Consider the following 23,631-nt stretch of genomic DNA (forward strand, 5'->3'; position numbering starts at 1 on the left):
ATATTCCTGTTTCGTTAAGATTAAAAAAAGAATCCCGGTTTATGTATTAATCCATTAATAAATAAACCACAGACAGCTGTTTTCACTTTTCGAAGAACACCAAAAGGAATTCTTCAAAAATAAAAAACGTTAATAACGCGCTGCTAATTTCAATTCCTGATATTTTTTCCAGACTTTGTGGGCATACATCATACGCTGCGGATAATTCTCTTTTTTCAACCCGGCGTTATAAGCTCCCACCGCTTCCCAGTTATAGCCGTAGACCTTAATCATGTTTGAGAGAATTGACGCTCCCACCATAATTGAGGTACAGGGTTCGGCCATCAACTGATATTCATCAATGCCTTTGCTCTCAAGCTCAGTAAAGTGCGAGCTGTTTATTTGCATTAATCCCACATCGCGAGTGCCATCGTGGTTTTGCCCAACCGCATACGGGTTCATCCCGGATTCAACGTTAGCAATGGCATACAGCAAATAAGGATCGACATGATAATAATGCGCAGCTCTGTCCCAACAATTTGCCAGTGCGCTTTGGCTTATTATCAATAACAACAATATTAACTTTTTCATTTTTACCTGCTGTAAGCGTCAGTGATTTCTCCTTAGCAACATCCTGTAAAATGAATTTTGAATCACTCACCACCTCCGGCGGAGATGGTGAGTGATTATCGGGTTAGATTATTTGCAGTCTGTTGCTGCGCCTTCTTTTACCCATACGTCGCTGTTGGCCGGGTTATCACCACGGGTCCACCATTTGGCACGGTAAACGCTGCCCTGGTAAGTGGTGGTATCACCGCCGTTATAGACCAGGTCAGAACGCCAGTTCATCTTCACGTTGCTCACCAGTTCCCATGCATCCACACCGAAGCCAGGCTGGTTGCCCTGCGTCCAGTACTTCGCTTTCCACACCAGATGATCGAAGCTTACGGTATCGCCATTGTTGTAGATTTTGCTGGCATCCCACGCGACATATTTGCTGGCGTTAGCATCGACAGGCGCGTCGCAGCTACCGGTTGCAGTGCCTTCCTCGGATGGCGGAGCCACGTCATCAGCCGGAGGGGTAACCTCGTCAGAAGGTGGGGTAACCTCATCAGCCGGTGGCGTAACGTCAGCCGGTTTCGGATTCACTGTCACCTGTACGTTAGACTGCACGCTGGTTTTACCGTCGCCTACCACTACGCTCAGGGTGTAGGTAGAGGTTGCGGTCACTTCTGGCGCAGTGATGGTCACGTTCGCGGTATCAGTACCGGTCGCGTGCATATCCGCCGGAACGCTCCAGGCGTAAGTCAGCGCATCACCGTCTGGATCGACAGCCTGCGCGTGCAGAGCGTAGGTTTCACCGGCCTGCAGCGTCACCGCTTCCATGGCGTTCACCACGGGTGCCTGGTTCGCTTTCGGCGCTTTGTTCACAACCTGCACGTCAATCGCGTTGCTAAGCCCTTTTGCATCCGTTACCGTCAGGCGGAACGCCATGGTCTGGTCGCTGGTCGCTGCCGCAACGTTGAAGGTTGCTTTCGCTTTGGTGCTGTTGGTGAGGGCCACCGATGGACCAGAGATCTGGGTCCATTTGTAGGTGATCGCATCGCCGTCTGGATCGCTGGAAGCAGAGCCATCAAGCGTGACGGTTGCCGGGCCAGAGACGTTCTGATCGGCAGATGACGCGATTGGCGCGTGGTTAGTGACCACCGGTTCAACCGGAGTCGAGCCGCCCAGCAGGCTTTCGTTCATCGCATTCAGAATGTCGCCGTTGTCAGAGTCAATAGACCAGGAGAACAGACCGCCCAGGTGGTTGGCCAGAACGTATTTGCCTTTTGCCGCAGCGGAGCGCGCATCCTCGTAAGAGATCAGGTCGCCGGTTGACTTGTTGAAGACGTAAGGCGCTTCTGCGTCAGCGTCATAACCGTATTCCCAGCCTGGCTTGCCTTTGTACTCGTTCACAATTTGACGGTAATCCACCACGCCCGGTTCCCAGGTACCTTTCACCGGACCCGTTGCGGTACCGGTGAACGGATTGTTGCCCGTCTGGCCGTGTACGCCGGTCCAGCCGCGACCGTACATGCCCGCACCCACCACAATTTTGCCAGGCTGTACGCCCTGCTGCAGCAGCGCGTTCACGCCGTTTTCGGTGGTGTAGTCCGTGTCAGGACGCCATGCCGGCGCGTGCAGCGCCGCCTGATGGCCCAGAACCGTGTTGCTCCACGCGCCGTAGAAGTCGTAGCTCATCAGGAAGATATGATCGAGATACTGCTGTGCCGTGGTGTAGTCCACATCTTCAATCTTATCTTTACCGGAACCAATCGCCGTGGTCAGTTCGTAGGTACGGCCGGTTTGTGCAGAAAGCTCATCCATCATTGCGCGCAGGTCGTGCATCAGCGCAGTGTAGGTTGCCTTATCCTGCTGCGGGTTACCCAATGCTGCGTTCTCACCGCCGCCGCCCGGGAATTCCCAGTCGATATCCACGCCGTCAAAGAACTTCCAGGTCTGCAGGAACTCTTTCACGGAGGAGACGAAGCGTGCGCGAATGGCCGGATCGTTCATCTGATAGAACGGGTCTGACAGGGTCCAGCCGCCGATAGACGGCAGTACCTTCAGGCCCGGGTGGGCTTTTTTCAGCGCCATCAGTTGACCAAAGTTACCTTTGTACGGGTCATCCCATCCGGAGACACCGGCCTGCGGTTTTTGCAGAGCAGCCCAGGGGTCGTGGATAGCCACAGTGTAGTCCTGACGGCCGTTACAGGCGCGTTTCAGGGCTTCAAAGCTGTTGCCGCCCTCAATGGATTTCAGGCTGTCGTTGATACCGTCGCCGCCGCAGATGGGAATGAAGCCGTACAGAATGTGGTTCAGGTTAGCCGCAGGGATTTTATCCACCGGGAAGTTGCGGCCATACACGCCCCACTCAGGGAAGTAGGCGCCGACCACTTTATCGGTATGCTGCGCGAAGGTTTTGTTGTTTTCCTGCATCGGCGCGTTCAGCGGCAGCAGGTGGCTACCGTCGGTGTCCGCAACGATAATCAGCTTGCTGGCGCTTTTGGTGCAGCCGCTGGCATTACAGAGTTCCACTTGCTCCTGGTAGCGTCCGCCTTTTTTCACTTTGAAGGTCGCAGAGCCAGATGCGCTGCCCGCGCCGGACCAGACGGTCTGGCCGTCCAGCAAGACTTTGGCAGAGGTTGGCGCGTCGCCGCTCCAGACGTTCCACTCAACCTTCACATCCACACCGTCAGGGTGAACTTTAACGAGGCTGTTATAGTCCTGTGCCGCCTGATCGACTTCTACAAGCGCAAATTTATCATTGCCGCTGCTAATAGACGGAGTGCCTGGCGCCGCTGCAAATGCAGAGCTGGTAGCCGCTGCAATAAAGAGCGCCAGATATTTAGGCTTCATAAATTTCATTTTTATTTCCTGATAAATTTATTCGTAACGTTAATAAACCATGCCTTCCTTGAGAACATGGATTTGTTTTGCATAATGCGTATTAAACCAACCTGACAACCGTGAAAAAAAAACGTTTTGCTGCGCTGTATTCCTCCATAAAAAGATACAAGCCCAAATTCCGTGTAGCTTATATCCCTTACGATACACTGAGCGTAAAGAGACGTCCTTCTCTTCCACCGTCAAAAAAACTTATAAAAAAACTTGACCTGTATATTTAAAATATGAAAGCAAACTGCTGTCCAATAAACACGACTATTCCAGCAAATGACAGATAGGGTCCGAAAGAAATAGTGAGGTTATTTTTATTTAAATTATTTAACGCGAAATAGCCCGCGATACCGCTCAACGCTGCGGCAAGTTCAATTGAAGGCAGCGCCTGCCAGCCGCACCAGGCGCCTAAGGCCGCCAGCAGCTTAAAATCGCCGTAGCCCAGTCCTTCCCGCCCGGTCAGCAGGCGAAAGGCCCAGTAGAGCAGCCAGAGCGAAAGATAGCCCGCTACCGCACCGAACAGCGCGTCCTGCAACGGCAATCTGTGGTCAAATGCATGGAGTAAGAGACCTGCCCACAACAGCGGCTGGGTCAGGCAGTCCGGGAGAAGCTGATGCTGCCAGTCGATCATCGCCAGAGGCAGTAAAAACAGCGCGAGTAACCACAGCGAAAACAAACCCTGAACGTCCGGCATGCACCAGGCCGTAACGCCAAAAAACAGCGCCGAGAAAAATTCGATTAAAAATAACCGCAGCGGGATGGTCGTGCCGCACTGGTGGCAGCGTCCCCGTAATAACAGCCAGCTGACCAGGGGGATATTTTCCCATGCAGCAAGCGTGTGCTGGCACACCGGACAGTGTGAGGCAGGAAAGAGCAGATTGCCGCTTCCCTCTTCATCCATCACAATCCCAGGCAGGCGCTCGGCAACAACGCCAAGAAAACTGCCCATAATCCCGCCCAGGATCGCACTCATTATCGGAAAACTAACCGGGCAGGCCTCCCGGATCAGCGAGAAGGTATTCATGCGTTTTTTGCCCAGGTGAGCTGCACCTGCGCTTTTACATCGCTGAGATGATCAACCGGCGTGAGGTTTATTTTTTGCAATCTGACGCCGGAGGTTTGATTAATTTCGCGCAGCCAGTTTTTTAATTCATAAACATTTACCCGATTAACCACAAACGATAAAGTTTGTCCCTCCTGGCGCACGTCCGCCAGCGACAGGTTAATTTCATGGGCGCTTTTCTCGACCACCGTGCGTGGATTATCCGTTTTGACTAACTGAACCTGAAGATGATTTTTATCAATTTCATTGCGCATCCAGTTAAGCGTCTCTTTTTGTCTTTTAAGCGTCGATTTACTATTTTGAATCATATTATCCAAAGGGATGACTCCTGCGTAATACACCGCAGCCCCAAGCAGGGCAACGATGCAGAGTTTTAAAATAACTTTCTCCCGGGCGCTGTAGTTCTGGTAGCGTGATTTCAGCTGCGCGATTCGCTCTTTCATTTATGTTTCCCTGCGATCATGGCGGTATAGGGTTCGGTGGTTGAAACAGGCTGTAAGGTAAAATCGAAATTCTCACGGGTCTGGTTAACAAACGCCTGCAACGCGGGCTGGTTTTGCGCGCTGACGCTCAGCGTCAGCGTGTTTTGTTGCGCATCGTATTCCAGCAGATCGATTTCCATCGCAGGCACTGATTGCCGGGCGGCCGCCAGCTCGTCCAGCTGAAGGAAGATCCCCTTACTCTGTTTTTTGACGTTCTGACCAAAGTGATATTTGATATTGGTCTGGTGCCGCATGCTGGGGAAATGGTGCTTATACACCTGGAGGATCTCCTCCTGTATCTGGTTTTCCTGCTGCACCAGCATCCAGGCCATTGCAATGCGCGGCCCCAGCAGCAGGCCAACGGACAGCAGGCCCGCAATCGCCACTGCGGCTTTCATGCTTTTCGCGCCACGCCCGTTACCGGCCTTAAGGCTGAATTCACCGTGAAGCAGATTCACGCGACAGGCCTGCCACTGCGGCTGGATCAGCACCAGCGGATGCTGCCAGGGCTGGGCGATGTCGACGTCCACACCAGCAGGCGCTTCGCCGTAACAGCACACCTCCCCCTCTCCGGCCTTCTGCATCAGAAGCGGCAGCAGGCTCGCTTCCATTTCGCTGGCAACATGCGGTGATAAACGTAGCCAGTAGCCGTCGTCCTGAGCGACAAGAGTACTTCCGCCAGCCGTCACGGGCAGCAGCCAGGCATCCGGCAGCACCTGGATCACTTTTAACCCCGCCTCCTGACAGCGGTTTAACCATCCGCGCAGCAGTTCGGCATCAATCGCCACCGCATCGACTTCGGCACCCTTTTTGTGAAGCACCGTCCAGTGAAGATTATCCACCTCGCCAATCAGCGTCTCCTCGGCCATCCACGAGAACGCCGTCGCCAGCGAGGCGACTTTCTTCGGCAGCGTAAAATGGCGGAAGATCATGCTGCTGGCGGGCAGCAACAGACAAACCCGGTCAGCCAGCGGATGCTCCGCCAGCGCGTCGAGGCTCTCCAGCGTTTCTACCTGCTGGCTGCCGGAGACACACCCCATTATTTTCCCGCCCTCGCGGTTATCGGGACGAACAAAAAGTACCTGTTTCATAGCGATCTACTTTTCTTATTCAATCATTCGGTAACGACGTTGCCACGTCACGATCTCACCGGCCTCGTTATTGACCTGAAGCTGGCTAACCACGCGAAGCGTTAATTCATCGGTATTGCCGGTATAGTTCACGCGGAAATACCGGCTGCTGATGGAGAGAAGCTCAGCCACCTGTGGGAGATCGTCTTTCAACTGCGGGAAGGTCTGCTCCAGCGCTTTGCTGAAGGTTTCCATATTTTCCCAGCCGGTTTCTGGACGCGAATCAATCAGGCGAACGGCATCATCTTCCGTTAATTTTCCGGGGAACAGCGCGGCCAGTAAGGCGGCCTGTTCCGGTTTCAGGGTGTTCACATCCACCTTGCTGGCAGAGTCCGGCAGCGCGCAGAGCAGCTTGCTCACCTTCGGGTATGCCGCTACCGGGAACGCGGGCAGCTGTTTGATCTCCGCAATGGTGCGCATCATCTGGTTCGCGGGCTGTCGGGCGGGCAAGACGCCCGCCCAGGCATCGCTCTCTGCACCGTCTTTGGCCGTCGTCGCGTCGCCATCGAGATAGTCCACCAGCTGTTGATACACCTCTTCTGCCGTAGTGTGGCTGATGCCGCTTTCCGTCAGGATCTGTTCGACAATCTGCTCGTTGCGCGGTTTTTCCGGCACGGCGGGCGCGTTTTGCCCCTGTGGTATTTTCTCTGCGGCCAGCAGGTTATTGACGTTAAAGCAGTCCTGCTCGTCTTCCACCTGGCTGACCACCGTGTAATCTTCGCCCCGCGTCTCCAGCGGCTGGTGCCAGTCGCCGTCCAGGTTCAGAGCCTTGTTTTCACCGGTGGCGTCGGTCTGCAGGCGGTCCTTCACCACCTTCTCCTGCGCCTGCATCGCCCAGCGCAACTGCTGCTGGCTGACCTGATAATGGGTTTTCTGCAGATTGCGACAGAACTGCTGGCTAATTTTGGCGGCCAGCGCCGACATCATGACCAGCAGGATCAGCACCACCAGCAGCGCTACCCCTTTCTGTTTACGTAATGCACTCATGATTTTGCTTCCGGTGCCGGCAGCGGCGCAGGCGCGGTCTCTGGCGCAGCCGCCTCAGGCAGGTCGCCCGGGGTCGTAAAGACCCAGCGCCATATATCGCCGTTTTCCATGGTCAGCGTCAGCTCCACGCCGTCCGGCAGATGCGCCGGGTCGCTCCAGCTTTTCTGCCAGCCCTGACGGTAAAAACGCCACTGCAGCGATTTCACCTCACTGACAATCGGCACTTCATCGGGCTTCGCGTCCACCGGGCCATCAATCACCGGCCAGACGTCGCGATACAGACGCCCCTCTTCCAGGCACCAGCGCACACGCTCCAGCTGGATCGTTCCGCTCACGCCATTCAGCGTGGTCAGCTCAAGCGCATCATCTACCTGACGAAACAGATCCGGCTCGTTACGCGGGGCGCGCGCCTGCAGCTGGTAGAAATCGCGCTCCATCAGATTCCAGGCCCGCTGCAGCTGATTGAGCTTCGCGGCGCTGGCGTCGGTTGCCGAACTGGTGCGCATTGCGCCGTCCAGAATTTGCCAGGCCAGGGTGCTGATCACCGCGAAAATGGTCAGGGCAATCATGATCTCCAGCAGGGTAAACCCGCGCTGGCGTCGCGTTTTTTTCACTTGCTCTCTCCCGGCGGAACGATTTGCAAAGCGATAACCGGCTGGCTGTCGTCCCCTTCCGCGTAGACGCGAATGGCGTTCGCCCAGCCGTTGTCGGTGGTTTTCACCCGCTGCTTGCGCCAGTTCCAGCTGCGCCCGCCCATGATTTCCGTCCCCTGCGTCTCGGCGTCCGGGAAGTCGGTTTTCGTGAGCTGCGCTTCCGCCAGCTGATTTTCCGCCACCCAGCTGGCCTGCAGCGTGTCGGCCAGGCCGTGAGTGAAACGCACGTTCAGGGAGACCGAATTCATCAGCGCCAGCGCGGCGGTGGAGAAGATCACCAGCGCGACCATCACCTCCAGCAGCGTCATCCCCTTTTGCTTTTTGCCGTTAGCCATCGTTCTCTACCGATACAGGCGCAGCGCCTTGCGACACCACGCGGAAATGGTGCTGTTTGTCATAGCTTTGCAGCGTCAGCGTGAAGCGGCTGATTTCGCCGTCCGGTAAAAAGAGCACCTGCGGATCGGCGCTTACCGTGGCGGCAAGGCGCTGGGGCGAGAGCGAAACGTGCATCTCTTCCGGGAAATCGCCTTTGGTGGTAATACGCCCGGCGGATAATGGCACCCAGCGATGTTCGCCGTTTTTATCCTCGAGCGTCACCAGCTGATAATTATCCGTCGTGATGACCAGCCCGACGATATTTCCGTCCATCACCGCACGGTCTGAACCATAATCAACGAGGGCTTTTAATTGCTGGCCAAATATATCCGCACCGCTGCGTGAGGGTATGGTTGACACCACCATCATGGCGCAGCTGGCAAATATCACCAGCGCCAGAATAATTTCCAGCAACGTAAAGCCGCGTTGTTTATTCATTATTTCTCTTTCTTATCCAGAGACCAGTTCGTAATATCATCGGCGGTATTGGCTTCACCGTCCGGACCGGCGGAGAAGACGTCGACCGCGCCGTGTTCGCCCGGGCTAACCAGAATATAATCTCCGCCCCACGGGTCCTGCGGCAGGCGACGGATATAGCCATCAGCACGGTAGCCGTTCGGGATTGGCGCGATTTCAGGCTTGGTTACCAGCGCCTGTAAACCCTGCTCGGTTGTCGGGTAGCGGTGGTTATCCAGCTTATACATATCCAGCGAACCTTCGAGCGCGACAATATCGCTGGTTGCTTTTTGCGTATCTGCTTTTTCTTTATTGCCCATTAAGTTTGGCACCACCATGCTCGCCAGTACGCCGAGAATAACAATGACCACCATTAATTCGAGCAAGGTGAAACCCGCCTGACGCGCCAGGTTTTTATGTTTTAAAGCCATGATTTAACCTACCATATTATTAAGTTGCAGAAGCGGTTGTAATATTGACAGCACGATGAATAAAACAATCGTCGCCATGGATACCACCAGCGCCGGTTCAAATACCGACAGCGTTAATGTAATTCGATGCTGCAATGCCGATTCCTGGTTTTCCGCCGCGCGGTCCATTAAATTCCCTAATTCCCCGCTCTCTTCGCCGGAGGCAATCATATACAGCATGGTTGGCGGGAATAATTTCGCCTGTTCCAGCGCGGCATAGAGTGATGCCCCCTGGCGCACGGTGTCCGCCGCCTGCTCCAGCACCTGCCGGGCATAGAGGTTTTCGATACCGTCCATCGCGATATACATCCCCTCCAGCAGCGGCACGCTGCTGGCCTGCAAAATGCTCAGGGTACGGATGTAGCGGGCGCTGTTGATGGCGCATACCAGCTTTTTGATCGGCGATCCGTTCACCAGCCAGCTGTGCCAGCGAAAACGGTTTTTGGCGTTTCTCAGCCAGGTCTTAAAGCCGACAAACCCGCCGCCGAGGATCCCTACGATGTAGATCCCGTACGCCTGCAGAAAATCACTCACCGCAATCAGCGTGCGGGTGGTGATCGGCAGTTGCTGCTTCATGTGGGTGAACTGCTCGATCACCTGCGGCACCACCGCCACCAGCAAAATGCTGATGACCGCGATGGCGACCACGGTCAGGGTAATCGGGTAGACCATCGCCTGCGTCAGCTTGCTTTTCATCTTCTGGCGCTGCTCGTTGTACTCCGCCAGCTTCTCCAGCACGTCGCCCAGGTGGCCGGTTTTTTCGCCGGCCATCACCAGGGTGCAGTAGAGCTTGTCGAAGGTGCGCGGGAACTGGCTAAACGCGTCGAACAGCGTGTGGCCTTCCACTACTTTCTCGCGGATCTCCACCACCATCGCCGCTAGCTTTTTGTCCTCCGTCTGCTTCGAGATAGCCTTCAGGGCGCTTTCCAGCGGCAGCGCGGCGTTGACCAGCGTCGAAAGCTGGCGGGTAAACATCGACAGCACCGGCGTGGAGAGCTTTGCGCCGGTTTTCGCTTTACCGGACGCCGCCGCTTCGCGGGTTTCGTTGATGCTGACGGGCATCAGCTTTTGCTCGCGAAGCCACTGGCGAACCTGCTTTTGCCCCTCGGCCTGCAGCGTGCCGCGCTGGGTTTTCCCCGCGCCGTCCGTTGCCGTCCAGGCGTAGAAGGCCATTACGCATCCCCCCCGCGCTCGGCGGTGACGCGCATCACCTCTTCCAGCGAGGTCACGCCGCTAATCACCTTCAGCAGCCCGTTTTCACGCAGGCTGTAAGCCTGCTTAAAGAGCTGCGTCTCGATAGACATTTCGTCCTTATCTTCATGAATGGCGCGGCGCATGGTGCTGTCCACCACCAGGAACTCATGAATACCGGCCCGGCCCTGATAGCCGCTCTGGCGGCAGTGTTCACAGCCCACCGCGCGGTAGATTGCTTTTGGCGGCGCGTCCATAAAGCTGAACAGCGCTTTTTCATTGGCATCCAGCGGACTGGTGGTCCGGCAGTGCGTACACAGCCGACGCACCAGACGCTGGGCAATGACACCGAGCAACGATGAACCGATTAAAAAGGATTCCAGCCCCATATCCCGCAGGCGGGTTATCGCCCCTGCGGCGCTGTTGGTGTGCAGCGTAGACATGACCAGGTGACCGGTAAGCGACGCCTGCACCGCAATTTGCGCGGTCTCACCGTCACGAATTTCCCCGATCATCACCACGTCCGGGTCCTGACGCAGAATGGCGCGCAGCCCGCGGGCAAAGGTCATGTCCACGCGCGGGTTAACCTGCGTCTGTCCCACCCCTTCCAGCTCGTATTCAATCGGGTCTTCTACGGTCAGAATGTTGCGTTCGTGACCGTTCAGCGCCGAAAGAATGGCGTACAGGGTGGTACTTTTACCGGAGCCTGTCGGCCCGGTGACCAGGATAATGCCGTGCGGGCGGTCAATCAGCCCTTTCAGCTTCTCCAGCTCTTCATCAATCAGGCCCAGCTTGTTGATGTCAGGCTTAAGATTGCTTTTATCGAGCAGACGCATCACCACGCGCTCGCCGTACTGGGACGGAATGGTCGAGACGCGCACGTCGATCGCCTTGCGACCAATGCGCAGGGAGATACGGCCATCCTGCGGCAGGCGCTTCTCGGCGATGTCGAGTTTTGACATGACCTTGATGCGCGATACCAGCAGCGGCGCGAGCTTGCGCGCAGGCTGCAGCACCGGGCGCAGCACGCCGTCAACGCGGAAGCGAATGCTCAGCGTGCGCTCAAAGGTTTCGATATGAATATCCGACGCGCCGTCCTTCACCGCCTCGCCGAGAATGGCGTTGATCAGGCGGATCACCGGCGAGTTTTCGTCGTTATCGAGCAGATCTTCGTTATCCGGGATCTCCTCGGTTAACGCCATCAGGTCGATATCGGCGTCCATATCGTCCACCAGCTGCTGCGAGACGCCGCTGCTCTGCTGCCAGATTTTGGCCAGCATCTCGTCAAACGCTTCCGGCGTGAGGGTGACCGGGACGAACGCGCGTCCCAGCACCCGGCGCACTTCCAGCAGTGCAAATGCCGGGGTGTCATCACGGATATAGACGTCATTGTTATAAAATAAAACGCCGTTATCTTTTGCGTAGCTGCTGCTACACAGTGTTTTACTCAGTTCGTCCACGTTGCCCCTCCGCCTTACTCTTTAAACGGATTGCGTGTCGCGCTGGTTTTCACCGGTGCGGCATGGGTGGCCGTCTTAGTGTCGGCAGACGGAAACGCGGGCAGAATGGCGTTATCCGCTGGCTCAATAATGCCGAGCTTTTTCTCCTCCACGCGCTGCATCTGGCGAACGCGGATCTGGTCATATTTCTCTTTCGACGCGGCGCTGTAGTTGTCGTCGTCACGCAGGACGGTGGTATGGATAAACACCATCAGGTTGCGTTTCGACGTGTCCTGCGAGGTGTAGCGGAACAGCTGGCCCACCAGCGGGATATCGCCGAGCAGCGGCACTTTGGAAACCGACTGCTTGGTGACGTTTTCCATCAGGCCGCCGAGCACCACCGTCTGGCCACTGTGGACCATCACTTCGTTATTAATGGTGCGAGTGTTGAAGGTCGGGCCGAGGCTGGCGTCTTCCGTCGCGCTGTTGTCAACGCTGGAGACTTCCTGCTCAATCTTCAGGTGGATCATGTCACCGTCGTTAATCTGCGGCACAATTTTCAGCTTGGTACCGACGGTCTTACGCTCAACGGAGTTAAAGACGTTGTCGCCGCTGGTGGTCTGCGAACCGGCAAGGACCGGCACGTCCTGGCCCACGTTAAACGACGCTTCTTTGTTATCCAGCGTGACTACGCTCGGCGTGGAGAGAATGTCGTTTTTACCGTCGGTGGAGAGCGCGGTCATCAGGGCGCCGAAGTCGCCGTTGAAGAAACCGGTCGCCAGGCCGGTGAAGCTCGCCCCTTTCATGGTGCCGTTCTTAATCTGGCTGATTGGCAGGCCGGTGGAGCCGAACTGCACGCCGCCGTGCTTGCCGGTCCACTGCACCCCGAGATCCAGGCCGTTACCGTCCTGCACTTCAGCAATGATCGCTTCCACCAGCACCTGCGGACGGCGGATGTCGAGCTTGTCGATCACCTTCTCCAGGGAGTTCATCACGTTAGGCTGCGCGGTGATCACCAGCGAGTTCGTTGACTCGTCGGCGCTAATATTCAGATCGCTGGCCGCCGTGGCGGTTTTCGATTTCGGCGCACCCGCCTTGTCTTTCAGCTGCTCGCCAATACCGGTCAGCACCGGAACCACTTTGGTGGCGCTGGCGTATTTGAGGTAGAAGACGCGGGTATTCCCCTCGTTGTTCTGCTCGCGATCCAGCTGATGGATCAGGGAACGGGTGCGCATGCGCGCATCTTCCGAACCGCTGATCACCAGGCTGTTGGTCTCGTCATCCGCTACCACCTTGGTGGCGAGCTGCGGCGCGTTCTGCCCCTTCTGCTCTTCGTTGTTGAGGTTGTTCAACATGTCGGAGAGCTCTTTGGCGGACGCAAAGCGCAGCGGCACGATTTCGCGACGCTGAATGCCGTCTCTGTCGACGCGCTGCACCAGATCCACCAGGCGGTTCACCACCGAGGCTTTCCCGGTTAACAGCAGGACGTTCGACGGCTCAAAATGCACCACGTTACCGATACCGGTGGCATCGTTCAGCTGGCGCAGCAGCGGCGCCAGCTCACGCACCGGCACGTTTTCCATGCGCACGACGCGGGTGATGATCTCATCGCCTTTGCCCGGATTTTTGCTGTCTGCCAGCGGGGCCCCGGCGGTGCGGGCTACGCTTGAGCGCACCACTTTGACCATGCCGTTGTCCATCGGGATCACCGACAGACCGTACAGGTCCAGCACGCTCAGGAAGAACTGGTAATACTCATCTTCCGTCAGCACGTTATAGGTTCTGACCGACACCGTGCCCTGAACGGACGGGTCGACGAGAATCGTTTTGTTAAGATTGCGGCCTACCGTATCGATAAACTCGCGGATATCGGTATTTTTAAAGCTCGCGCTAAAGTTGGCTGCAAGCAGCGAACTGGAATATAACGACAATGCGGTCAGCGCCACGCACGCCCAAGGAAATTTCTTCATGTCTGTACACTTGTTAATTGTTTAGAACATTAACCCGAATATTTTCAAGGTGAGCGTGACGTCTGACGACGACCTCCGCTTCTTTCATTTTCGACCAGTTGGCAATAATACTTTTTGCCTTTGCTTCATCGGTCATATCGACAGAGTTGACTTTCACAGCCACGTCGCCTTTTTCCAGCCCGGAATGGCTGAAGAACGCTGAGGCATTCCTTGGATTGATGTTGTAGCCTTCCAGTTGGCCTTTTTCGATTACCGGTTTTAACACCAGATAATCATCCAGATGCACGCTTTCCGCGCCTGCATCTTTCGTCGATTTGGTTACCGGGCCGCTATCAACGCCGCCCTTAAAATAGTCAGGCTTATTTAACGCCAGTACCTGCGTAGCACCTTCGTAATTAACCACCACATTGTCTTTGTTAATTTCCTGAATAAAAGCATCGTTAAAACCGGTCAGCGGCTCGCCTTCACGATAGCTGCGCTGGCCTGCCGGGGTTTTAATCACCGCAAAGGAGAGCCAGGCATCGTCACTGCTGACAATTCCTTCAATTTCCGCTGCCAGCGGGGCTTTCGCGGCAGCCGGTAAGTTATCCTGACGCACCGCAGCCGTGAACAGAGTAAATGTCTTTTCTTCACGACGATTTTTCAGCGGCTGTTCATCAGACTTAGCCAACTTATTCGTAACTTTTTTATAATCTTTAAACGTCAGATAGCCTTGCTGGCCGCAAAAAATTAACAGCACAAACATAATACAAGGCGTTATCCACCGTGACAGAAATGAGAACCTCATTTTTCATCTGGCCTTTAGCAAAGCGGAAATAAGCAGCGTCGGGCTGCGCCAATATGTGTGAAAAAGAGTAATTAACTGCCGTAAATACGACCATCGACTTCGCCATTAACTTTAATAAAAAAAACTATTGACCAAATAAAATCGGGATGTTAGGTCATTGCAACTGGATATTTTTACCCTGTGCGCAAATTGACCACCCTGTGGCGTTGCTTTACTTTCTCGTCCTGTTGCTATTCCTAATCAGAGACGGTAAGTCGTTATGTATCAGAGCCACTTTAAATTTAAACAACCGCCATTCAGAACAATCATGGGTTTCTCCGGCGATTTTCTGGTGCCTTATCATCAGGACGTATTCAACCTGCTGAAAGAGAAAAGCCAGGTGGCGGGAATTATCGGGCTCTTTTGCAACGACGCACCGCTGCTGGGCCACTTCAGCGATGCGCTGAAGGCCAGCCTTCCTGGCGCCATTGCCATCAACGCGTTTTCTAAGCTGAGTGCCAGTAGCCTGCTGTACAAGCTCAACCCAGGAACGAAAGAGAGCAAGAGCCGCATTCAGGCGGTGGATGCCGTGCTGCATCAGTGGCAGGGCGGAAAAAACCGCAGCAAAACCCTGGTCATCCGTCACGCGGAAGCGATGAAGGAGACCTGCCGTGAGGTGCTGGGAATGTTGCTTACGCGTGCTCAGGAGCTGGAGTTCCGTCTGTCCATCGTGCTGATGGGCAGCGCGGAGCAGGAAGCCGCCCTCTTACACCCATCTGAACTTTGCGAATATGCCCATACCCGTCATACATTGCGTCCCCTGACCTGCCGGGAATTTCTCAGCTATGTGCAGGCGCAGTGTGAAGAACACGGGTGCGAGAATTCGCCGCTAACCCCGGCGCGCGTGCGCAAGATGCACGCGCTGACCAAAGGCAACATCAGCAAACTGAATGAACTGGCGCACCTGTCAATGCTCGCGGCCTGGACCGAACGTGCCGCGCAGGTCAGCCCGCGTCATTTACGCCTGGCGGCAGGCGAGATCCTCCCGGCAAAAAAACACGGTAAGCGCCTGGCGACCGTGGGATTGTTCGCCTCGGTTCTGTTCGCCGCCTGCGGATGGTATTTAACCGCCTCAATCAATGCAAAACTGCCGATTCAGCTTCCCGTACCGGCGAGCTGGAAACAGCAGAAGCCAAAAGCCGACGCGCCTGTCGTGCCGGTTATCGACAATGAAGTGGTTAATCAGCCGGATGCGATGCACCAGCTGTACCTGATGTGGGGGTATGACGCCTCCGCGGATGATGCGCTGTGTCAGAACGCCGGGAAGGTCAATCTGATGTGTAAACAGGGCAACGCGTCACCGGATACGCTGGCACAGGAGGGTTATCCGTGGGTCAGTGAACTCAAAACCGGTAACCATCTTAACTACGCTGTTGTCGCCCGCGTAGGCGATGACTCGATGGATCTGCTGATGAATAACCGCACCTGGCAGGTGAGCCGCAGCTGGTTTAACCAGCATGCCACCGGTAACTTTACCCAGCTGCATCGCCTGACGCCGGAAGGCAAAGATGCCATCAGCGCCGCCAGCGATGCGAAAGACATGGGCTGGCTGGATCAGGCGCTGAGTCTGGCTCTTGGCCAGCCTGAAACCCATGCTCAGACCTGGACGGCTGAGATGATGAAACGCACCCGCGAGTTCCAGCAAAAAATGCATCTGCATGTGGATGGCATTCCAGGGGAAGATACGCTGATGCAGTTAATGCGTGAAACCCATACCACGCCGAGCGTGTTGATTCAGGCCACGCATGCCACACCGGACGCCAACACGCAGGAGAAGCATTCCTAATGTCTACCATCTGTCTTGCGGCTCAGCGCAGCTACACCACCGGAGAGGCGGTCTGGTTTTCGTACCGCCTCCCCAGCCTGAGAAAAATTTGCGATCATACCTTTTTATGGGTATTGGGTTTGTGCGCCCTGGTCATGGCAGGGCTGTACGCGCATATTTACTGGAATTTGCGCCACCCGGCCCCTGAACCGGTAAAAGCGAGCGTCGCTAAACCGGAAACGCAGCTTTCCGATATGCATTATGTGTACGTGAGTAAACCGTTCCCGCATCCGCATCCTAAACCGGCGCCGGTACGGGAAGAGATGCCGCCCATGCAGGATCTGCCGATAAGCACCGATGATGCTGACTGGCAGCAGGCCCCTGACAGCACCGTGCCGCAGGATGTCGGGCACGATACGTCGCGTGATACCCTGCCGGGAACCGAGGCGCACAAAAACGCCACCGCGTCGTCGGGTAGTGAAGATGCTTCGTTAGCCGAATTGTTTAAGCAGGCGTTAAAAGAACAAGAGCAGGATTATTCTCAAGGCAAAATTCCCGCGCCGCCGGTTGACGAAACGCAGGATCAATCACAAAGCAGTTTGTTGCATAACGATAACGTCCAGTCTCCTTTGAGTAAAAAAGGAGACCGGCTGGAGTAGTTAATATTTTTCAGGCAGCGTAGTGAGGTTAAGCAGACGACCTTTCTCCACCACAATATATTGACCTTTTTTCAGGTCGGAGAGGATTTTAATAATGGTACTGCGGGCCAGATTGGTATATTCCTGAATATAGTCATAGATATTAATATCGCGCTGTTGGTGAACAATCAGCTCATTAATTTCGTAGAGGAATTCGCGGACCACAGAATAGGCGCTACGGGCGACCAGAACATCATCGCGTTTGCTCAGCAGGCAGATGTACCAGGAGAGCACTTTGGTCAATTCAGGCCACAGATTTTTCTCGGTCATAAGCTGCGCGAAGGCCTCTTTTTTGATGCTGCGTACCACGGTATTTGCGCGGACCAGGCCGTACATATGGGCTGACTGATAGAAAATAGCGGACAGGCCAAACACGCACTGTCCGGTGACGGTAAACATGCAGAGTTCGTCTGATTCACGACGGAATTCGACTTCGCCGCTGACGATAATATGAATATACTGAGAGTCAGCCGTGGAAATTTTCTGCCATTTCTTTAAGGTTTTCTCTTCAAAACCTTCAGTGGCAGAAATAATGGCTTCCATTTCAGGTTGTGGACGTAATTTTTTACCGTAAATGCTTAACATTGTTATACCCATTTAAGATTAGATTTATTAGACATAGCATGGCCGCGGTATTAAAACCGAAAAACCAACAATCTTTTCCTGTTGAAAGGCTCAAGGAGAAAATAAGAATGCCTGCCGCCAGCAATATTTTTTTGATTTACTTAGCAAGCTATGTGTCTATCTTAAATCCGGATAATTTTAAGTCAATTTACTAAAAATGAATTGAGTTTGTACTTAAGATTAATCTCAAGCACAAATAAGGGGAAAACGCGCATTCGGGCGCAAACCGAAGGTTTACCCTTGCCCGTATTTCTCTAAAAGGGCTTCTGCAATGGCCATCGTTTCCACATCCGCGACGCCGTTCCATACCTGCGGGCGATAGTGCATCTGGAAGGCGGTGATAACGCGTTGCTGCTGCTGATCCGTGGCGTTGTCCGGCACCTCATAGCCATAGCGCATCAGCAGATCGAGCAGGGCTGCACGATCTACCTCCTGATAGCGCGGACGACCATTGATATAGAAGTTCACGCGCCCGGCATCGGGCCAGGCCCCAATCCCCTGCTTCGCCAGCGCCTGCCAGGGAAACAGCGGGCCGGGATCGTCCTTACGCTGGGGCGCGATATCAGCATGCGCCACCACATTCTGCGGTTTAATGTCGTACCGGGCGATAATGTCTTTCGCCAGCGGGATAAGCGCCGCGATTTGCGCGGGCTCAAACGGGGCGAAAACTTTCACACCGTCGCGCTTCTGCCAGCCGCGGTTCTCCAGCTCAATGCCGACAGACGTGTCGTTGATGCGGTTGGTGCCGCGCCAGAAGCTGATGCCCGCATGCCAGGCCAGCTCGCTCTCCGGCACCAGCTGCCAGATGCGCGGCTTCCCGTCCGGCGTCGGCGGTTTTGCGGGGATGAGATAGTGGGAGCTGACGTTTTTGTCCGTCAGCGTGGCCAGCGAGGTGTCGAAGTCGTCGGCGGTGTAGTGGATCACCAGCACCTTTATGCGCGGGTAGGCCGCCTGCGCCTGATGGCGGGTATCCAGCTCGTAGGCACCTTTATCAACAATGCCTTTTTCCTGGACGCATCCTGCCAGCAACATCGCCAGCAGGAGCGTTGAAAGCGAGCGCTTCATCGACGGGTTTTCACCGCCGTGCCGCTTACGCTCACCATCAGCATGCTCGAATCTTTGCCGACGGTTTCATAATCAATATCGATTCCTACAACGGCATCTGCACCCAGCGCTTTGGCCTGCTCGCCCAGCTCCTTAAACGCAATTTCGCGCGCTTTACGCAGCTCTTTTTCGTACGCGCCAGAGCGTCCACCGACGATGTCACGAATCCCGGCAAAGAAATCCCGGAAAATGTTCGCGCCCAGAATCGCTTCGCCGGTGACCACGCCGCAATACTCGGTAATGGTCTGTCCTTCCAGGGTTGGCGTTGTTGAAAACTGCATACTTTCTCTCCTTCTTTAGCGTTCAATGCGTTAGCAACAGCATTATCGGTTCGTTACGCTATGATTGAAAGGATAGTTAATAAATAAGGAAATCAACATGCGCTACTCTGCTTTAACACTTTTAGTGCCCTGCGCGCTGGTGCTCAGCGCCTGTACTACCACGGTCACGCCAGCCTTTAAGGATATCGGTACCCGCAGCGGCCCCTGCATAGACGGCGGCCCGGATACCGTGGCGCAACAGTTCTATGATTACCGCATTCAGCATCGCGGAAATGATCTCACCGCCCTGCGCCCGTACCTGAGCGATAATCTTGCAAAACTGCTCAACGATGCCACTCGCGATCCGCAGCATAACGCCCTGCTGAAATCCGATCCGTTCTCCAGCCGCACCACGCTGCCGGACAGCGCCGAGGTGGCCAGCGCGTCAACCATCCCGAACACCGATGCGCGGAACATTCCGCTGCGCGTGAAGCTGACCCAGGGAACCCAAACCTGGCAGGACGAAGTGCTGATGATCCGTGAAGGCCAGTGCTGGGCGGTGGACGATGTGCGCTATATCGGCGGCAGCGTTCATGCCCCGGCCGGCACGCTGCGCCAGTCGATTGAGAACCGCTAGATCACTAGTGATAAAAATGTTACCCCCGTAAAATGTCCGGCATTTCACGCGGAATGCCGACATTTATACTCGCCGACCTTGCCGTTCGCTATTTTGTGCTATGTTTAAGAGGAAATGCGGGTTATATTTAACTTTTAACGCAGAAATATTGCATAACTATTCTGTCAACGGTACTATCTGCGGCCTCAATTGCTATAGATTGCCTGGATGAGTAAAGACTGCCCCGATGAGTATTAAACTAAACGGCATTAACTGCTTCTACGGCGCACACCAGGCGCTGTTTGACATCACGCTGAACTGCCCTGAAGGCGAAACGCTGGTTTTACTTGGCCCAAGCGGTGCAGGCAAAAGCTCCCTTCTGCGCGTCCTTAATCTGCTTGAAATGCCCCGTTCCGGTACGCTGGCTATCGCCGGTAACCATTTTGATTTCGCGAAAACCCCGTCAGATAAAGCTATACGCGAACTGCGTCAAAACGTCGGCATGGTCTTCCAGCAATACAATCTCTGGCCGCACCTGACGGTGCTGCAAAACCTGATTGAAGCCCCGTGCCGCGTGCTGGGGTTAAGCAAAGATCAGGCCATCGCGCGTGCTGAAAAGCTGCTGGAGCGTCTGCGCCTTAAGCCCTACAGCGACCGCTATCCGCTGCACCTCTCTGGGGGTCAGCAGCAGCGCGTGGCGATTGCCCGCGCGCTGATGATGGAGCCCGCGGTACTGCTGTTTGATGAGCCGACCGCGGCGCTGGACCCGGAAATCACCGCCCAGATCGTCAGCATCATTCGCGAGCTGGCGGAAACCAATATTACGCAGGTCATTGTTACCCACGAAGTGGAAGTGGCGCGTAAAACCGCCAGCCGTGTGGTCTACATGGAAAACGGGTATATCGTTGAGCAAGGTGACGCGAGCTGCTTCGCGAACCCGCAAACCGATGCCTTCAAAAACTATTTATCTCATTGATTGTGTCAGGGGAAATATAATGAAAAAAGTATTACTTGCCGTGCTGCTTGCTGGCGTTACCCTTTCCGCTACCGCAGCTCAGACTATTCGTTTCGCCACGGAAGCCTCTTACCCTCCGTTTGAATCCATTGATGCGAACAACAAAATTGTTGGCTTCGACGTAGACCTGGCAAACGCCCTGTGTAAAGAGATCGACGCAACCTGTACCTTCAGCAATCAGGCGTTCGACAGCCTGATCCCAAGCCTGAAGTTCCGCCGTATTGACGCCGTCATGGCCGGTATGGACATCACTCCTGAGCGCGAAAAGCAGGTGCTGTTCACCACCCCTTACTATGACAACTCCGCCCTGTTTATTGGTCAGAAAGGTAAATTCACCTCTGTCGATCAGCTGAAAGGTAAGAAAGTCGGCGTGCAGAACGGCACCACGCACCAGAAGTTCATCATGGATAAACATCCGGAAATCACCACCGTTCCGTACGACAGCTACCAGAACGCGAAGCTGGATCTGCAGAATGGCCGTATCGACGGCGTATTTGGTGATACCGCTGTCGTGACCGAGTGGCTGAAAGCCAACGACAAACTGGCGCCAGTGGGCGACAAAGTGACCGATAAAGATTACTTCGGTACCGGTCTGGGGATTGCCGTTCGTCAGGGCAACACCGAGCTGCAGCAGAAATTCAACGCTGCGCTGGAAAAAGTGAAGAAAGACGGCACCTACGAAACCATCTACAAAAAATGGTTCCAGAAGTAATTCCTGATGAATGAAATTTTTCCTTTAGCAAGCGCCGCCGGGATGACCGTCGGCCTTGCCGTTTGCGCACTGATTATCGGCCTGGTGCTGGCGATGTTCTTTGCGGTGTGGGAATCAGCAAAATGGTTCCCCGTCGCCTGGGCGGGCTCCGCGCTGGTCACCGTACTGCGTGGGCTACCGGAAATTCTGGTGGTCCTGTTCATCTATTTCGGCTCCTCACAGCTGCTGCTCACGCTGTCGGACGGCTTCACCCTCAATCTTGGCTTTGCGCAGATCCCGGTGCAGATGCAGATTGACAACTTTGACGTCAGCCCGTTCCTGTGCGGCGTGATTGCCCTCTCCCTGCTCTACTCCGCGTACGCGTCGCAAACCCTGCGCGGTGCGCTGAAAGCGGTACCGCAGGGGCAGTGGGAATCCGGTCAGGCGCTGGGCATGTCGAAAGCAGCGATCTTCTTCCGTCTGGTGATGCCGCAGATGTGGCGTCATGCTCTTCCGGGACTGGGTAACCAGTGGCTGGTGTTGCTGAAAGATACCGCGTTGGTGAGCCTCATCAGCGTGAACGATTTAATGCTGCAGACCAAAAGTATCGCCACCCGTACCCAGGAGCCGTTTACCTGGTACATCGTGGCGGCGGCGATCTACCTGGTGATCACGTTGCTGAGTCAGTACATCCTCAAGCGCATCGACCTGCGTGCAACGCGTTTTGAACGGAGACCGGGCTGATGCTTGACTACTTACCCGAGCTGATGAAGGGGCTGCACACCAGCCTGACGCTGACCGTGGCGTCCATCGTCGTGGCGCTGATCCTGGCGCTGATCTTCACCATCATCCTGACGCTGAAAACGCCGGTGCTGGTGTGGATCGTGCGTGCCTATATCACCCTGTTTACCGGCACGCCGCTGCTGGTGCAGATCTTCCTGATTTACTATGGCCCGGGCCAGTTCCCGTCGCTGCAGGAGTATCCGGTTATCTGGCATCTGCTCTCTGAGCCGTGGCTGTGTGCCTTGATTGCGCTCTCACTAAACAGTGCGGCCTATACTACCCAACTGTTCTACGGGGCGATCCGCGCCATCCCGGAAGGACAATGGCAGTCATGCGGGGCGCTGGGCATGAGCAAGAAAGACACGCTGGCGATCCTGCTGCCGTACGCCTTCAAGCGCGCGCTCTCTTCCTATTCCAACGAAGTGGTGCTGGTGTTCAAGAGTACTTCTCTGGCCTACACCATCACGCTGATGGAAGTGATGGGCCACGGACAGCTGCTGTACGGACGCACCTACGACGTCATGGTGTTTGGTGCGGCGGGGCTGGTGTATCTGGTGGTCAACGGTCTGTTGACGCTGATGATGCGCCTGATCGAGCGTAAAGCGCTGGCTTTTGAGCGCAGAAATTAACCTGGAAAATGCATAAATCTGTATATCAAAGGCGGGTAACCTGATGGGTTATCCGCTTTTTTTTGTGTGAGATATAATATTTAATCATATTTATTGCATATAAATTCATTAACTGGCATTGTACATCCATGCCGCAGACACGGCGCATAATGACAAGATAGACAGACGGGAGCATTACAATGAAAAAGTTAGTTCTGGCCGCATTACTGGCAACCTTCGCCGCTGGCGCATCCGCCGCAGACAAAATCAATTTCGGCGTTTCCGCCACCTATCCGCCGTTTGAATCGCTGGATGCCAGCAACCAGATCGTCGGTTTTGACATCGATCTGGCGAAAGCGCTGTGCAAACAAATGCAGGCCGACTGCACCTTTACCAACCATGCCTTCGACAGCCTGATCCCGTCGCTGAAATTCAAGAAATACGACGCGGTGATCTCCGGGATGGACATCACGCCAGAGCGCAGCAAGCAGGTCTCCTTCACCGACCCGTACTACGCGAACTCTGCGGTGGTGATTGCGAAGAAAGGCGCGTACACCTCATTCGACCAGCTGAAAGGCAAACGCATCGGGATGGAAAACGGCACCACGCACCAGAAATACCTGCAGGACAAACATCCTGAAGTGAAAACCGTGGCCTATGACAGTTACCAGAATGCGATTATCGACCTGAAAAACGGCCGCATCGACGGTGTGTTCGGCGATACCGCGGTGGTGAACGAATGGCTGAAAACCAATCCGCAGCTGGGGACCGCAACCGAGAAGGTGACCGATCCACAGTACTTCGGCACGGGTCTGGGCATCGCGGTACGTCCGGATAATAAAGCCCTGCTGGAAAAACTGAACGGTGCACTGAAAGCGATTAAAGCCGACGGTACGTATCAGAAAATCAGCGACCAGTGGTTCCCGCAGTAATGGTTTTTGCCGGGTGACGGCTGCGCCTTACCCGGCCTACGGGGGGAGTTCCAGGCCGGGTAAGCGCAGCGCC

At 55.1% G+C, this 23,631-nt stretch carries 25 protein-coding genes; 8 read left to right on the plus strand and 17 right to left on the minus strand.

Going from position 1 to position 23,631, the window contains the following annotated elements; all coding sequences use genetic code 11:
* Nucleotides 1-129 precede the first annotated feature (129 nt).
* The 14 genes from iagB to gspC all read right to left on the minus strand — a co-directional run bounded on the left by iagB (nt 130) and on the right by gspC (nt 14,381).
* Nucleotides 130-570: a type III secretion system invasion protein IagB gene (gene iagB, locus IM299_RS12545; protein ID WP_045261797.1), complete on the minus strand. Its 441-nt coding sequence runs from the start codon at nt 568-570 to the stop codon at nt 130-132.
* Nucleotides 571-678: 108 nt separating this feature from the next.
* The gene (locus IM299_RS12550) at nt 679-3,390 is read right to left on the minus strand and encodes a glycosyl hydrolase family 18 protein (protein WP_193357577.1); all 2,712 of its coding nucleotides are present in this window, start codon (nt 3,388-3,390) and stop codon (nt 679-681) included.
* A 256-nt stretch (nt 3,391-3,646) separates the two neighbouring features.
* Entirely contained in the window at nt 3,647-4,444 is a 798-nt protein-coding gene (locus IM299_RS12555; RefSeq protein ID WP_047362778.1) for an A24 family peptidase, read from the minus strand.
* Complete coding sequence (gene gspM / locus IM299_RS12560; RefSeq protein ID WP_193357578.1) at nt 4,441-4,926, minus strand: type II secretion system protein GspM; 486 nt, start codon at nt 4,924-4,926, stop codon at nt 4,441-4,443. The genes IM299_RS12555 and gspM overlap by 4 nt, the downstream gene beginning before the upstream one ends.
* Nucleotides 4,923-6,056: a type II secretion system protein GspL gene (gene gspL, locus IM299_RS12565; RefSeq protein ID WP_193357579.1), complete on the minus strand. Its 1,134-nt coding sequence runs from the start codon at nt 6,054-6,056 to the stop codon at nt 4,923-4,925. The genes gspM and gspL overlap by 4 nt, the downstream gene beginning before the upstream one ends.
* 15 nt (nt 6,057-6,071) lie before the next feature.
* A complete protein-coding gene (gene gspK, locus IM299_RS12570; protein ID WP_193357580.1) occupies nt 6,072-7,082 on the minus strand; it encodes a type II secretion system minor pseudopilin GspK in 1,011 nt (336 codons plus the stop codon).
* On the minus strand, nt 7,079-7,696 hold the full coding sequence (gene gspJ / locus IM299_RS12575; protein ID WP_193357581.1) for a type II secretion system minor pseudopilin GspJ: 618 nt from the start codon (nt 7,694-7,696) through the stop codon (nt 7,079-7,081). Before gspJ ends, gspK begins: the two co-directional genes overlap by 4 nt.
* Nucleotides 7,693-8,070: a type II secretion system minor pseudopilin GspI gene (gene gspI, locus IM299_RS12580; RefSeq protein ID WP_193357582.1), complete on the minus strand. Its 378-nt coding sequence runs from the start codon at nt 8,068-8,070 to the stop codon at nt 7,693-7,695. The genes gspJ and gspI overlap by 4 nt, the downstream gene beginning before the upstream one ends.
* Nucleotides 8,063-8,548 (minus strand): type II secretion system minor pseudopilin GspH, encoded by a 486-nt coding sequence (gene gspH, locus IM299_RS12585; protein ID WP_063154602.1) that lies wholly within the window; start codon nt 8,546-8,548, stop codon nt 8,063-8,065. The genes gspI and gspH overlap by 8 nt, the downstream gene beginning before the upstream one ends.
* Complete coding sequence (gene gspG, locus IM299_RS12590; RefSeq protein ID WP_193357583.1) at nt 8,548-8,997, minus strand: type II secretion system major pseudopilin GspG; 450 nt, start codon at nt 8,995-8,997, stop codon at nt 8,548-8,550. The genes gspH and gspG overlap by 1 nt, the downstream gene beginning before the upstream one ends.
* Before the next feature lie 3 nt (nt 8,998-9,000).
* Nucleotides 9,001-10,209: a type II secretion system inner membrane protein GspF gene (gspF, locus tag IM299_RS12595; protein ID WP_045261802.1), complete on the minus strand. Its 1,209-nt coding sequence runs from the start codon at nt 10,207-10,209 to the stop codon at nt 9,001-9,003.
* Nucleotides 10,209-11,687, minus strand: a complete 1,479-nt coding sequence (gene gspE, locus IM299_RS12600) for a type II secretion system ATPase GspE (protein WP_006809432.1) — start codon at nt 11,685-11,687, stop codon at nt 10,209-10,211. The genes gspF and gspE overlap by 1 nt, the downstream gene beginning before the upstream one ends.
* Before the next feature lie 14 nt (nt 11,688-11,701).
* Nucleotides 11,702-13,636, minus strand: a complete 1,935-nt coding sequence (gene gspD, locus IM299_RS12605) for a type II secretion system secretin GspD (protein ID WP_193357584.1) — start codon at nt 13,634-13,636, stop codon at nt 11,702-11,704.
* Nucleotides 13,637-13,649: 13 nt separating this feature from the next.
* Entirely contained in the window at nt 13,650-14,381 is a 732-nt protein-coding gene (gspC, locus tag IM299_RS12610; RefSeq protein WP_041910664.1) for a type II secretion system protein GspC, read from the minus strand.
* A gap of 301 nt (nt 14,382-14,682) precedes the next feature.
* Between gspC and IM299_RS12615 the strand changes: the two genes are divergently transcribed.
* Together IM299_RS12615 and IM299_RS12620 are read left to right on the plus strand one after the other, a co-directional pair.
* Nucleotides 14,683-16,248, plus strand: a complete 1,566-nt coding sequence (locus IM299_RS12615; protein ID WP_193357585.1) for an ExeA family protein — start codon at nt 14,683-14,685, stop codon at nt 16,246-16,248.
* The gene (locus IM299_RS12620; RefSeq protein WP_193357586.1) at nt 16,248-16,886 is read left to right on the plus strand and encodes a hypothetical protein; all 639 of its coding nucleotides are present in this window, start codon (nt 16,248-16,250) and stop codon (nt 16,884-16,886) included. The genes IM299_RS12615 and IM299_RS12620 overlap by 1 nt, the downstream gene beginning before the upstream one ends.
* Here IM299_RS12620 and IM299_RS12625 read toward each other — a convergent pair whose 3' ends face one another.
* The 3 genes from IM299_RS12625 to IM299_RS12635 form a co-directional block, all read right to left on the minus strand.
* Nucleotides 16,887-17,510, minus strand: a complete 624-nt coding sequence (locus IM299_RS12625) for a helix-turn-helix domain-containing protein (protein WP_028012518.1) — start codon at nt 17,508-17,510, stop codon at nt 16,887-16,889.
* 273 nt (nt 17,511-17,783) lie between these two features.
* A complete protein-coding gene (locus IM299_RS12630) occupies nt 17,784-18,614 on the minus strand; it encodes an N-acetylmuramoyl-L-alanine amidase (RefSeq protein ID WP_047362768.1) in 831 nt (276 codons plus the stop codon).
* Nucleotides 18,611-18,934, minus strand: a complete 324-nt coding sequence (locus IM299_RS12635) for a heavy metal-binding domain-containing protein (RefSeq protein ID WP_028012516.1) — start codon at nt 18,932-18,934, stop codon at nt 18,611-18,613. The genes IM299_RS12630 and IM299_RS12635 overlap by 4 nt, the downstream gene beginning before the upstream one ends.
* Nucleotides 18,935-19,031: 97 nt before the next feature.
* Between IM299_RS12635 and IM299_RS12640 the strand changes: the two genes are divergently transcribed.
* The 6 genes from IM299_RS12640 (at nt 19,032) to artJ (ending at nt 23,558) form a co-directional block, all read left to right on the plus strand.
* Nucleotides 19,032-19,550, plus strand: coding sequence for a lipoprotein (locus IM299_RS12640; RefSeq protein WP_028012515.1), 519 nt, complete (start codon nt 19,032-19,034; stop codon nt 19,548-19,550).
* 226 nt (nt 19,551-19,776) lie between these two features.
* On the plus strand, nt 19,777-20,505 hold the full coding sequence (gene artP / locus IM299_RS12645) for an arginine ABC transporter ATP-binding protein ArtP (protein WP_008500030.1): 729 nt from the start codon (nt 19,777-19,779) through the stop codon (nt 20,503-20,505).
* Between the two features lie 19 nt (nt 20,506-20,524).
* Nucleotides 20,525-21,256, plus strand: coding sequence for an arginine ABC transporter substrate-binding protein ArtI (artI, locus tag IM299_RS12650; RefSeq protein WP_008500032.1), 732 nt, complete (start codon nt 20,525-20,527; stop codon nt 21,254-21,256).
* A 6-nt stretch (nt 21,257-21,262) separates the two neighbouring features.
* Entirely contained in the window at nt 21,263-21,979 is a 717-nt protein-coding gene (artQ, locus tag IM299_RS12655) for an arginine ABC transporter permease ArtQ (protein WP_041910669.1), read from the plus strand.
* A complete protein-coding gene (gene artM, locus IM299_RS12660; RefSeq protein ID WP_010429086.1) occupies nt 21,979-22,647 on the plus strand; it encodes an arginine ABC transporter permease ArtM in 669 nt (222 codons plus the stop codon). Before artQ ends, artM begins: the two co-directional genes overlap by 1 nt.
* A gap of 179 nt (nt 22,648-22,826) precedes the next feature.
* Nucleotides 22,827-23,558 (plus strand): arginine ABC transporter substrate-binding protein ArtJ, encoded by a 732-nt coding sequence (gene artJ, locus IM299_RS12665; protein ID WP_010429085.1) that lies wholly within the window; start codon nt 22,827-22,829, stop codon nt 23,556-23,558.
* Nucleotides 23,559-23,631: the final 73 nt, after the last annotated feature.

This window comes from Enterobacter cloacae complex sp. P47BA (assembly GCF_014930485.1).
Classification (GTDB): domain Bacteria; phylum Pseudomonadota; class Gammaproteobacteria; order Enterobacterales; family Enterobacteriaceae; genus Enterobacter; species Enterobacter bugandensis.

Excerpts from the sequence above, each read along its gene's own strand:
- iagB (WP_045261797.1), bottom strand. The coding sequence starts at position 570 with ATGAAAAAGTTAATATTGTTGTTATTGATAATAAGCCAAAGCGCACTG.
- gspH (WP_063154602.1), bottom strand. The coding sequence starts at position 8,548 with ATGAATAAACAACGCGGCTTTACGTTGCTGGAAATTATTCTGGCGCTG.
- artI (WP_008500032.1), top strand. The coding sequence starts at position 20,525 with ATGAAAAAAGTATTACTTGCCGTGCTGCTTGCTGGCGTTACCCTTTCC.
- gspF (WP_045261802.1), bottom strand. The coding sequence starts at position 10,209 with ATGGCCTTCTACGCCTGGACGGCAACGGACGGCGCGGGGAAAACCCAG.
- IM299_RS12550 (WP_193357577.1), bottom strand. The coding sequence starts at position 3,390 with ATGAAATTTATGAAGCCTAAATATCTGGCGCTCTTTATTGCAGCGGCT.
- gspG (WP_193357583.1), bottom strand. The coding sequence starts at position 8,997 with ATGGCTTTAAAACATAAAAACCTGGCGCGTCAGGCGGGTTTCACCTTG.
- IM299_RS12555 (WP_047362778.1), bottom strand. The coding sequence starts at position 4,444 with ATGAATACCTTCTCGCTGATCCGGGAGGCCTGCCCGGTTAGTTTTCCG.
- IM299_RS12635 (WP_028012516.1), bottom strand. The coding sequence starts at position 18,934 with ATGCAGTTTTCAACAACGCCAACCCTGGAAGGACAGACCATTACCGAG.
- IM299_RS12615 (WP_193357585.1), top strand. The coding sequence starts at position 14,683 with ATGTATCAGAGCCACTTTAAATTTAAACAACCGCCATTCAGAACAATC.
- gspI (WP_193357582.1), bottom strand. The coding sequence starts at position 8,070 with ATGGCTAACGGCAAAAAGCAAAAGGGGATGACGCTGCTGGAGGTGATG.
- gspC (WP_041910664.1), bottom strand. The coding sequence starts at position 14,381 with ATGTTTGTGCTGTTAATTTTTTGCGGCCAGCAAGGCTATCTGACGTTT.
- artQ (WP_041910669.1), top strand. The coding sequence starts at position 21,263 with ATGAATGAAATTTTTCCTTTAGCAAGCGCCGCCGGGATGACCGTCGGC.
- gspK (WP_193357580.1), bottom strand. The coding sequence starts at position 7,082 with ATGAGTGCATTACGTAAACAGAAAGGGGTAGCGCTGCTGGTGGTGCTG.
- IM299_RS12640 (WP_028012515.1), top strand. The coding sequence starts at position 19,032 with ATGCGCTACTCTGCTTTAACACTTTTAGTGCCCTGCGCGCTGGTGCTC.
- artJ (WP_010429085.1), top strand. The coding sequence starts at position 22,827 with ATGAAAAAGTTAGTTCTGGCCGCATTACTGGCAACCTTCGCCGCTGGC.
- artP (WP_008500030.1), top strand. The coding sequence starts at position 19,777 with ATGAGTATTAAACTAAACGGCATTAACTGCTTCTACGGCGCACACCAG.
- gspM (WP_193357578.1), bottom strand. The coding sequence starts at position 4,926 with ATGAAAGAGCGAATCGCGCAGCTGAAATCACGCTACCAGAACTACAGC.
- artM (WP_010429086.1), top strand. The coding sequence starts at position 21,979 with ATGCTTGACTACTTACCCGAGCTGATGAAGGGGCTGCACACCAGCCTG.
- IM299_RS12625 (WP_028012518.1), bottom strand. The coding sequence starts at position 17,510 with ATGTTAAGCATTTACGGTAAAAAATTACGTCCACAACCTGAAATGGAA.
- IM299_RS12630 (WP_047362768.1), bottom strand. The coding sequence starts at position 18,614 with ATGAAGCGCTCGCTTTCAACGCTCCTGCTGGCGATGTTGCTGGCAGGA.
- IM299_RS12620 (WP_193357586.1), top strand. The coding sequence starts at position 16,248 with ATGTCTACCATCTGTCTTGCGGCTCAGCGCAGCTACACCACCGGAGAG.
- gspD (WP_193357584.1), bottom strand. The coding sequence starts at position 13,636 with ATGAAGAAATTTCCTTGGGCGTGCGTGGCGCTGACCGCATTGTCGTTA.
- gspL (WP_193357579.1), bottom strand. The coding sequence starts at position 6,056 with ATGAAACAGGTACTTTTTGTTCGTCCCGATAACCGCGAGGGCGGGAAA.